At 31.9% G+C, this 10998-nt stretch carries 10 protein-coding genes; 5 read left to right on the forward strand and 5 right to left on the reverse strand.

Translation table 11 applies throughout. The features are described from left to right. Positions 1-246 (reverse strand): transposase (locus tag BM183_RS20155; RefSeq protein WP_170848102.1); only part of this gene is annotated, 246 nt, incomplete at its 3' end. 1506 nt (positions 247-1752) lie between these two features. Here BM183_RS20155 and BM183_RS20160 point away from each other — a divergent pair. After that, positions 1753-2058 carry a YerC/YecD family TrpR-related protein gene (locus BM183_RS20160; RefSeq protein ID WP_091689366.1) on the forward strand — a complete coding sequence of 102 codons (306 nt, stop codon included), beginning with the start codon at positions 1753-1755 and terminating at the stop codon, positions 2056-2058. Between the two features lie 339 nt (positions 2059-2397). Here the strand turns inward: BM183_RS20160 and BM183_RS20165 are convergent, their stop codons facing one another. Then, positions 2398-3027 carry a DUF1836 domain-containing protein gene (locus BM183_RS20165; protein WP_091689368.1) on the reverse strand — a complete coding sequence of 210 codons (630 nt, stop codon included), beginning with the start codon at positions 3025-3027 and terminating at the stop codon, positions 2398-2400. A gap of 139 nt (positions 3028-3166) precedes the next feature. Here BM183_RS20165 and BM183_RS20170 point away from each other — a divergent pair, with 139 nt between their 5' ends. The 3 genes from BM183_RS20170 (at position 3167) to BM183_RS20180 (ending at position 6243) form a co-directional block, all read left to right on the forward strand. Next, the gene (locus BM183_RS20170; protein WP_091689371.1) at positions 3167-3403 is read left to right on the forward strand and encodes a DUF6774 domain-containing protein; all 237 of its coding nucleotides are present in this window, start codon (positions 3167-3169) and stop codon (positions 3401-3403) included. A 95-nt stretch (positions 3404-3498) separates the two neighbouring features. Continuing rightward, positions 3499-5841, forward strand: coding sequence for a DNA helicase PcrA (gene pcrA, locus BM183_RS20175; RefSeq protein WP_091689373.1), 2343 nt, complete (start codon positions 3499-3501; stop codon positions 5839-5841). 102 nt (positions 5842-5943) lie between these two features. Then, positions 5944-6243: a DUF4366 domain-containing protein gene (locus BM183_RS20180; protein ID WP_091689374.1), complete on the forward strand. Its 300-nt coding sequence runs from the start codon at positions 5944-5946 to the stop codon at positions 6241-6243. Positions 6244-6400: 157 nt separating this feature from the next. Here BM183_RS20180 and BM183_RS20185 read toward each other — a convergent pair whose 3' ends face one another. Beyond that, positions 6401-7399 carry an ABC transporter substrate-binding protein gene (locus tag BM183_RS20185; RefSeq protein WP_091689376.1) on the reverse strand — a complete coding sequence of 333 codons (999 nt, stop codon included), beginning with the start codon at positions 7397-7399 and terminating at the stop codon, positions 6401-6403. 435 nt (positions 7400-7834) lie between these two features. Here BM183_RS20185 and BM183_RS20190 point away from each other — a divergent pair, with 435 nt between their 5' ends. Continuing rightward, on the forward strand, positions 7835-8281 hold the full coding sequence (locus BM183_RS20190; RefSeq protein ID WP_091689378.1) for a tyrosine-type recombinase/integrase: 447 nt from the start codon (positions 7835-7837) through the stop codon (positions 8279-8281). A 109-nt stretch (positions 8282-8390) separates the two neighbouring features. Here BM183_RS20190 and BM183_RS20195 read toward each other — a convergent pair whose 3' ends face one another. Further along, positions 8391-9299, reverse strand: coding sequence for a hypothetical protein (locus BM183_RS20195; RefSeq protein ID WP_091689380.1), 909 nt, complete (start codon positions 9297-9299; stop codon positions 8391-8393). Positions 9300-9580: 281 nt separating this feature from the next. After that, positions 9581-10744 (reverse strand): IS110 family RNA-guided transposase, encoded by a 1164-nt coding sequence (locus BM183_RS20200; protein ID WP_091687166.1) that lies wholly within the window; start codon positions 10742-10744, stop codon positions 9581-9583. Positions 10745-10998 lie beyond the last annotated feature (254 nt).

Below are 10998 nucleotides of genomic sequence, written 5' to 3' on the forward strand. Positions count from 1 at the left end.
TAATGTTTTTGTGTTATAACCATTTCTGCTATTATCTGTTTCTTTGTTTCGAAAATCATACTTTGAGTAACCTAATTCCTCATCCATTTCTCCGTCCAGACTTCCCTCCAGGATAACAGACATCATTTCTCTCATGAGAGCATTGACATCTGTTCCATTTTTAACAGGATTTTCTTTCAGGTATCCATTAACCATTTCACGTAGAGCCTGTCTTTCGGGAGACTCGTTCCTTCTTCTTTTCGCCATAAAATAAACCTCCAAACTGAGTAATTTTATTTTACATCAGTTTGAAGGTTTACACAAACTTGGGGATACACCCCATTCTGAGCAAAAATCAGAGAATTTCTCTATCATAATGAGATTCTTTACTTAAACATAACTGATTTCACGCTCAGAATGACATATTTTTTATTCCCAGGTTATGTACTGACATAGCTTTTATTATTAGAATGATTTAACTTTTTCAGCTCAATCTCACTTCATATTTAAAAATTTAAATATCCTTTATTCTAGAATGGGATAATTCTACTTCCCTCCTTATTTGGCATAGCTTTTATTATCTGAATGACATAACTTTTTTGTTCAATCTCACTTCATATTTTTCAAATTTACATATCCTTTATTTTTAAAATAGGGTAATTACTACTTCCATCTTTATTTGGCATAGCTTTTATTATCAGGATGACATAACTTTTTTGTTCAATTTTACCTCATATTTGTTAATTTACATATCCTTTATTCTTAGAATAAGTAATTCCATCTTTATTTGGCATAGCTTTTATTATCAGGATGACATAACTTTTTTGTTCAATTTCACCTCATATTTGTCAATTTACATATCCTTTATTCTTAGAATAAGTAATTCCATCTTTATTTGGCATAGCTTTTATTATCAGGATGACATAACTTTTTTGTTCAATTTTACCTCATATTTGTTAATTTACATATCCTTTATTCTTAGAATAAGTAATTCCATCTTTATTTGTCATAGCTTTTATTATCAGGGTGACATAACTTTTTTGTTCAATTTCACCTCATATTTGTCAATTTACATATCCTTTATTCTTAGAATAAGTAATTCCATCTTTATTTGGCATAGCTTTTATTATCAGGATGACATAACTTTTTTGTTCAATTTTACCTCATATTTGTTAATTTACATATCCTTTATTCTTAGAATAAGTAATTCCATCTTTATTTGGCATAGCTTTTATTATCAGGATGACATAACTTTTTTGTTCAATTTCACCTCATATTTGTCAATTTACATATCCTTTATTCCTAGAATAAGGTAATTACTACTTCCATCTTTATTTGGCATAGCTTTTATTATCAGGATGACATAACTTTTTTGTTCAATTTCACCTCATATTTATCAATTTACATATCCTTTATTCTTAGAATAAGGTAATTACTACTTCAATCTTTATTTGGCATGGCTTTTATTATCAGGGAGACATAACTTTTTACTTTTTTACTTAATCTCACCTCATATTTACCAAATTTACATATCCTTTATTCTAGAATGGGGCAATTACTACCTCCTCCTTATAAATTTAATTTCCCAATATTATATTTTTTACTCTCAATAGTAAATTTTATTTTACAATAATTTATATTTTTTTAATTATTTTTTCTGCAAAAATGCTTTACTTTAAAACTTCATCGTGTTAAAATGTAGGTAGAATTTCACCATATACCTTATGGTTATTCGTACATGATCACATAACAGGAGATGAGGAGATTTAAATTATGAGTAAAAACATAAGAACGGATTCTGTAAACTATTTATTTGACGCAATATTAAGTTTAAAAAGTAGGGAAGAATGCTACACCTTCTTTGAAGATATTTGTACCGTCAATGAATTGTTATCCTTATCACAACGTTTTGAAGTTGCACGTATGCTTCGCAATCACAAAACTTATTTAGAAATTGCGGAACAAACTGGAGCATCTACAGCTACCATCAGCAGGGTTAACCGTTCTTTAAATTATGGTAATGATGGCTACGATATGGTATTTGCAAGAATGAATGATAAACCTGAGAATGAAGAATAGCAGACATTTAATTACTCAACAAGCCGCTGAAGAAAGAATACGTAATTACATACAATAGTATTTATTGTATTTTATCTAACAAAACAGGCTATTGAAAACAAATCTCCTGTTAAGCAGAGACTGTTTCAATAGCCATTTTTTATGTCTACTTTTATTTTTTACTGTAATATTGTTTGTGTTACCATTTTTACGCTTTTTGCTTTCTTATATCAAACTTTTATTGCTTTTTAAAATATTTTATTATTTTTCTACATCAAATCTTATAATTCTTTTTTCAAACCTTTATATTTTCTCATATACTATTATTGCATTAAAGCCTTGTTGCAGTTTGAACCCTTCTTATGTTTCCTTTTTCTCTTTCTTCTCCTCTTTCGCTTTATCCGTTAAAGTATCATCAATAATTTTCTCAATCATCTGCTTCTTAATATATACGTCAAAACTTAGCATACATATAAAAGAAAATGTTTTCAAAAACTCTCTGTCTTCTTCCGGTTGGGCATCCGGAAAAGATTCTCGGGATTTGTTATATTTCCTTATAACATCTTTAACCAAAGCATCGATTTGTTCATTCTGATTTTTAAATACTTCTTTATAGATTGTTTCCAATCCGATGTCTGATTTTTCACCATAATACTTTTCGGTAAGAGGGTTAAAAATACTTTGAATGTCGCTAATGGATAGGATATTCTTAAAATAATATATAAAAATCAATAAAAGCATATGCTCTTTTGAATATTTTTTCTTATTGGGAGAAGGCAACAAATTATTTTTCGTATAATTGTTAATCATTGTTTTGGTAAGCAGCTTATCTTCACTATAACGTTTGGAAGCTTGCAGATGCTCATCCATAAATGTAGTTACCTGATCCATATATAAGTCAATATTAGGAATTTCATCCGGATTAATATAATCCAATTTCTTAAAGCAGTCAAATATGCTCTTTAAGTATTCTTCATTGTTATTCTCCATGAAAATCACCTCTTTATGTCATTATATAGTATTTAAAACTAGATGTAAACTAAATTCGATTCTAAATTCATAATTATAAAAGAACTTACCATTCCGACTTTAAGGTATCATCCTTTTACCTTTTTTACATATAATAAAAATGGAGGTGAATTCGTTTAGTCCAGAGGAATTAGTTATTTTTGTTTCTGCGGTATCTATTGCCATAGCAAAAGACAAATCAAATGAAGAGCTGGATGTACTGTCATCTGTTTTTTCCCAGATTGGAGATTCTTTGGGAACCTTTTTAGCCCAACGTGAGAGAATTGAGGCTGCAAATAAAAATGATAACGATGACAATGACAATGACAATGATTGCACTGATAATAAGGTTGAATGAACTTTATATTCGTGCTATAATTAAACATATGTTTGCAGTAAATATAGATACATGATTCTGTGAAAAGCAAGATTTCTCAGAACCAGGAGGAAATTATGAGTATATATGATACCTTGAATAAAGAACAGCGAAGAGCAGTGGAACATGATAAGGGCCCATTGCTTATTTTAGCCGGAGCAGGCTCAGGAAAAACAAGAGTTTTAACTCACAGAATAGCCTATCTAATGGAATATAGAGATGTAAACCCTTGGAATATACTGGCTCTAACCTTTACCAATAAAGCCGCTAATGAAATGCGGGAACGTGTGGATAAGATTGTTGGGTATGGTTCCGAGAATATCTGGGTCAGTACCTTCCACTCCACCTGTGTTCGGATTTTAAGACGTTGGATTGATTTGATTGGTTATGATAGAAGCTTTACCATCTATGATAGCGATGACCAAAAGTCATTAATGAAAGAAGTATGTAAACACTTAGATATTGATACAAAGAATCTGAAAGAACGGACTCTTCTATCTGTTATATCTTCTGCAAAAGATGAATTGATTTCACCGGAAGAATATGAATTAAGGGCAGTTGGTGATTTTACCAAAAGAAAGTTTGCAGAAGCTTATAAAGAATATCAAAAGCGTTTAAAAAATAATAATGCTTTGGATTTTGATGATTTGATCTATAAAACCGTAGAATTATTTCAAAGCAGCAAAGAAGCCTTGACTTATTATCAAAAACGCTTCCAATATATTATGGTCGATGAATATCAAGATACCAATACTGCCCAGTTTAAATTAATCAGCCTTTTAGCCAATGGAATAAACGAAGAAGGAGTACGGGAACATAACTTATGCGTAGTTGGTGATGATGATCAGTCCATCTATAAGTTCAGAGGAGCCAATATTTACAATATTCTAAACTTTGAAAAGGAATATCCAACTGCCAAAGTAATTAAATTAGAGCAGAATTATCGTTCCACCAAACGTATTCTGGAAGCAGCCAATGAGGTAATCAGCAATAATGTGGGAAGAAAGGACAAGTCCTTATGGACGGATAATGAAGAAGGGGACGCTATCTCTTTTACCCAATTCGACCGTGATTATGAAGAAGCTGATCATATTGTAAATGAAATTGCTCATATGGTGTCCCAGGGTAAGGCCGACTATAATGAATTTGCCATACTTTATAGGACTAATGCTCAATCCCGTGCTTTTGAAGAAAAATTAGTGTTAAGAAATGTACCTTATAAAATCATCGGAAGCATTAACTTCTATTCCAGAAAAGAAATCAAAGACTTACTTGCTTATTTAAAAACCATTGATAACGGTTTAGACAGTATAGCAGTGAAGAGGATTATTAATGTTCCAAAAAGGGGAATTGGTTTAGCAACCTTAGATAAAGTAGACAATTATGCACAGAAGAATAATCTTAGCTTTTATGAAGCCTTAAAACAAGCAGATTATATTCCAACTCTAGGCAGAATGGCTTCTAAAATTTCGCCATTTGTAAGCTTAATTGAAATACTGAAATCAAAGCTTTCTTCCCCTGAATATTCACTTACAGATTTATTTGATGAAATATTAGAGGCTACCGGCTATATGGAAGATCTGGAAAGTCAGAATATAGATGATGCAGAAGACCGTATTGAAAATATCGGTGAATTAAAAAGTAAAATTGCTGCTTATGTAGAGAATGCGGAAGAAGAACCAACTCTTAGCGGTTTCCTGGAAGAAGTTGCGTTAGTATCTGATATCGATAATTTAAATGAAGATAACAATCAGGTTATACTAATGACTTTACATAGTGCAAAAGGTCTAGAGTTCCCTTATGTTTACTTATGTGGTATGGAGGAGGGTATTTTTCCAAGTTATATGTCCATACATGCCGATGATCCGGAATCCGAAATTGAGGAAGAACGAAGATTATGTTATGTTGGTATAACCCGTGCCATGAAGCGTCTGGTACTGAGTGCCGCTTCCATACGAATGGTTCGGGGTGAAACCCAGTTTAACAGACCTTCCCGTTTTATAAACGAAATACCAAGATTTTTACTTACAATGGAACGAAATCCATTTAAAACGGATTCCTTAAGGAGTAATTCTTATACCAGCTTAAATAATGGAGTAAATGATCGATTAAGACCAGCAGGAGTTACACCATCCAATCGTTTTCAGCCACATACCGGTAATAGCTCAGCTCCATCTAACAATTTAGGTAGTACCTTATTTGATAAACCATATATTACTACAGTTCCAAAAGATATTGTAGGCAAGAATATGGGTACCCTAGACTACGGTGTTGGTGATACCGTGGAACATATTAAATTCGGTACCGGTACGGTAACTAATATCAATGCCGGGGGAAAAGACTATGAAGTAACTGTAAATTTTGAAAAATCCGGTATAAAAAAGATGCTGGCTTCTTTTGCAAAACTAAAAAAAGTATAAAAAATGTAAGAATTCTTTCATTTTCCAGAAAATCTATAGTAAAAAACATGTTATTGTGGTATAATAAAAAAGAATTCATTTACTACGAAAGGATGTGTTTGTATGAATAATAAATTTGAAGAATTGTTAAGCGCGGCTAAACTTGGTGATTTTCTTCATAAAAAAGAAAAGAAAAAGGACACCAATACTTTACTGGTTATTCTAGCTGTAATAGGTGCAGTTGCTGCGGTTGCAGGAATCGCCTATGCAGTATACAGATACTTAACCCCAGATTATCTGGAAGACTTTGATGACGATTTTGATGATGACTTCGATGATGATTTCATTGATAACGATGACGAAATAGCAGGTGAAACTCTGGCAAGTTCAACTACAGAAGATTCTGAATCAGATGAGAAATAATTTAAAGTTTAGCTAAGTTTATAAACAATGATATATATAAAGTGGCTTTTACCATAGGTATAGCCACTTTATTTTATGGTTAAGTTATAATAATTATGAAGCAATTTAACCTATGAATCCTGTACTTCTTACTATCCTGATTCGTTTTTACCTTTAATTATTTCTTATAAGCATTTTCAGCAAATTCCCTTGTAATCAAATCTTTATAAGGTACTTTTGCTGATAATTCTCCTGCTTCTCCTAATATGTTCTGTAATAAGTTAAGACTTTCTTCTTCAAAGATTACATTGTCTTTCCATGTATCCTGATCATAATATCTCTTTACAATGGCAGTCACAGTCTTTAAATCTGTTTCCTTGAATTGGGGTGCAATGACTTTTGCAATTTCTTCCGGAGTATGTGTTTGTACATAATCCATGCCCTTTTGAATGGCATTGGTGAACTTCTGAATTATTTCAGGATTCTTCTCAATATAGCTCTTTCTTGCTGCATAAGCAGTATAAGGAACTTTACCGCTTTCTACACCAAGGGAAGCCACAACTTTACCTGCCCCTTCTTTTTCAATGGCATTGGCACTTGGTTCGAATTCGATGGTATAATCACCGGTACCGGCCATAAATGCCTGAGAAGTTAAACCAAAGTCAATATTCTGAATAATAGTTAAATCTTTTTTGGGATCAATACCTTGTTTTTTCAAAATGTATTCAAACACCATTTGTGGCATACCGCCGGCTCTGCCTCCAATAACCGTTTTTCCCTTTACATTTTCCCATGAGAAATCTTCATTAACATCTTTGGATACTAAAAAGTTACCTGCACGTTGAGTCAGTTGAGCAAAGTTAACCACATAATCTTCTGCGCCTTCGTTATAAACATAGATGGATGCCTCCGCTCCCATAAATCCTATATCTGCTTCTCCGCTTAACACTGCTGTCATAGTTTTATCGGCTCCAAGTCCATTTACCAGCTTAACATCCAGGCCTTCCTCTTTAAAATATCCTAATTCGATTGCTACGTACTGAGGTGCATAAAACACGGAATGTGCTACTTCATTTAATTGTACCTTTATTAAGTTACTATCCTTTTTACATGCACTTAATCCAGTAATTAATATGAAAACAAGCATCATAAGCGCAACCATTTTGAATTTCTTCATGTAATCCTCCTTGAGGTAAAGAAATAATATATAATAATATATTTGGGACTATATGATTTGTGCTTGTTTTAGTTATACTTACTTATGTTTTATGTAAGAACTTCTATAGTAATCATACCACCCGTAAAATTCAGGTAGATTTTTTTCACTCATTAGCGAATTCAAAAATTAAATAAAATAACACCGTTAGTTTGATGTGCTATCGGTCTTATTTTAAGTATTTATAAATGGAATTATATGTATTTATAAAATCGAGTTGAATCATAGTTAAAATCTTTTACACTAATTTTAGAAAAAGTAATTTAAATAATAGAATGCTCATGATTTGCAATATTTAAAAACTCATAACAATATAAGTCATCAGAAATCTTATATTCTTTACTGTCAAGGACCCTAACGAAATGCTGTTTGTAGTACTTTCTTTTATATTTAGATGTGCACTTACAGCATTCTGAAGTTTGTTCCCTAACTCCTAAAAAAATAGCACTAGATGGTAAGAATCGTGGTTATATTATCTTACGGCAGCAGGGTAGAGAAAGGCTAATTAAAGTTCCGGATGATGTAATGTCTTTATTAGTACGTTATGTTAATCATACCGGAGAAAGGGAATATCTTTTCTATAATAAAAAAAATAGTGTCTTAAGGGTTAGAAGCTTAGAAACTTTACTAAAAAATGCTCTATTAAAAGCTGAAATTGATAAGCCATATACTTTACAGGATATAAGAAATGCATCAATTGCCTATATGATACATTCTTGTGCCAAGAGTAATGAAATTGCAGATTATGCCGGTGTTAGTGATCGCTGGATATATCGGTATGATAAAATAATAGATGAACTTAACTATGCACCTTGTGACTATGTCCATTTTCGTATGATATAAATATAACCACAAATATTCACGGTAATTTAATATTATCGTGAATATTTGTGGTTGTTTATCATATAATAATAATTGGGCTATAATTCTTTTGGTTACTTTTTAAAGTGCTTTAATGATAGCATCGAGCTGAATCTAAAGTATCTACTCCCATACTGAACGAAAAGCTTAAATCTCCAGTTACGCTAATACTAGGACTTAAAGATAAATAAGAAGATCCATACGCAAAGTAAGCTCCTGCATCTCTCACTTCAGAATTTGCTTTTAAATTAACAATTAATGTTCCGCCCGTAAGGAGATATTGTTCATTATTTTTAAATATACTCACATCAAAAGTCATAGATTCTGCATATATCCCAGTAGATTTAGTTGAAGGTCTAGTTGTTATATGTTCATAATCGCCATATCTTTTTGTATACCCTGCATATCCAGATATGCTAGAAGCATTAAGTGGCGCTGACCATGTTACTGCAAAAATATCTGGGAATGATCCAAACGGAATACCATTCCATCTAAATGCCACGATTAGCTCTGCATTTGTCCCATATGCTGAGGTATAATAAGAATTAAAGTCACCATATACTTCACAACTTGAAGAAGCAGCACTAATTTGGTTTGGATCTCCAGTAAATGATTTAATTGCTTCAATTTGTGAATCAGTATAATTAAATTCTTTTAATTCTTCTTCTGTTAATTCTTGTAGCTCAAATATTTTCTGTGTAAATATTTCTACATAATTTTCAATAAAATATATTTCTTCTTCAGATAGTTTTGAAAAGTCAACGCTTGAAGTATCATCAGTATCTATAGTATCTATAGTATTTATAGTATTCTCTGATTCTGTACGTTGGCTTTTCATTTCTTCATTTAGTTTTTTATAAACATCAAATTCAGTTATTACAACTTTATTATCATTAACTGGTTTGATTTCGGATGCTTTAACTGACATATTTGGTGTCAAGAATAAAACACTAACAACTACTAAAGTAGTTATTTTTTTTATATATTTTTCCATTCTCATTATTAATTACCCCCTTAAATTTAATATAGCCCTCTTATTATTATAATACATGGAATTTAACTTCCATATATACCTATTGTTGGACATTTTTAACAATTACTTTAGCTATTTTCTAATTTATGTTATAATAGTTATATAAACTTTATTATAAAGGAGACCAACTATGAATAGTCAATAGTTAATTAAAAAATATTCCATTTATTTTGTGGACTAAAAAAGTGTATAGCAACCAAAGCATCTAAAAAGGTGCTTTGAATAAAAACTGAATATAGTAGGCTGGACTAAGCTAAATTAAATGCAACATTATCAGTCATCATTTTATGTATGACACGAACAAGTTTATGTGCAACATGACCTAGGGCATTGTAATGACCACGTCCCTGAGAAACTTTTAAGTCATAGTACTCTTTGAAAGTTTTGTTAATTAAGGTAGTTTGCCATGCAGCATTTATTAGAGCATAGCGAAGAAGTTTGGAGCCACGTTTTGACATACGAGTTCTTGATGCGGTAAAGTTACCGGATTGATATATAGAAGGATCAAGACCCGCATAAGCCAAAAGTTGGCATGGTTTTTCAAATCGTTGAATATCACCAATTTCACCGATAATCATAGCGCCATTGAGGTTCCCAATACCAGGGATTGTTTTGATAACAGAATCCATATGATTCATAATCTCATTAATGGCATTTTCGACTTCTTCAAGTTGGTTGGTAAATAATTCGATTTGATTTATGGATTGCAAAATCTGCAAAGATAAGGTATCATTTTTTATACCGACAGATTGCGATGCAAGCTCTTTTAAATGTACAGCAGTAGACTGTTTAAAGTGTCCGTGTGAGGACTTTGATAGAAGGTTTGTTAACCTTGTGAGATGCATTTTTGCAATCTTGTCGGGATTTGAACATTCTTTAAGAAGAGCATAGCAGGCTTTTCCGTGAATACCAGATTTAAAGAAATACTGGAGTTCTGGGAATAGTTGATCCACATAAGTTACAAGTTGAATTTTAACCTTTGTCCTCGCCTTCATAAGTTTCTGGCGGAAGCGGCAAAGGTTTTTTAATTTTAAAGATTCCAAGTCGCGTTGAGTAAAAAGACGGTACTTATTCATAATTAAAGCTTTGATTATTAAGTAAGTATCCACACGGTCATTTTTCGTTTTACGAATGTTTGTTTTTCTAAGAGTAGCAGTTTGAATTGGATTAATAATACAGATATGAAAACCTCTTTGGAAAAGAAAATACGTAAGATTTTCCGCATAGTGAGCAGTGGATTCCATACCGATAAGAAGGTTTTCTGTATCAAAGGAAGAAATGTTATTAAGCAACTTTTGAAAACCAGAGTGGTCATTCGTAAAACCAAAAGGCTGCAAAAGTATTTCACCATCAGAATTCATAACTGATGCGACATGGTTTTGCTTGGCAATATCAATGCCAACATAGATCATGAAAATCAACTCCTTTGTAAGTTAATCACTGTGGTAATTCCACCTAGTTTTATCATCATAAACTTGCGTGACATGAAAGCTCAGAGGCTTATCCAACTATAAATGATTCAGATAAAACTGTGGCAATACACTCCTTTAAATAGTCTAAGCTATAGGATAAAATAAAAAGTCCACAGTGTTAAAGTTGATTATATCAAAGTTGAAAAAGAAAGGAGAGTATTGATGTATTTGATACTAAATACATCATACAAGGA

The organism is Anaerocolumna aminovalerica, assembly GCF_900115365.1.
GTDB classification, from domain to species: domain Bacteria; phylum Bacillota; class Clostridia; order Lachnospirales; family Lachnospiraceae; genus Anaerocolumna; species Anaerocolumna aminovalerica.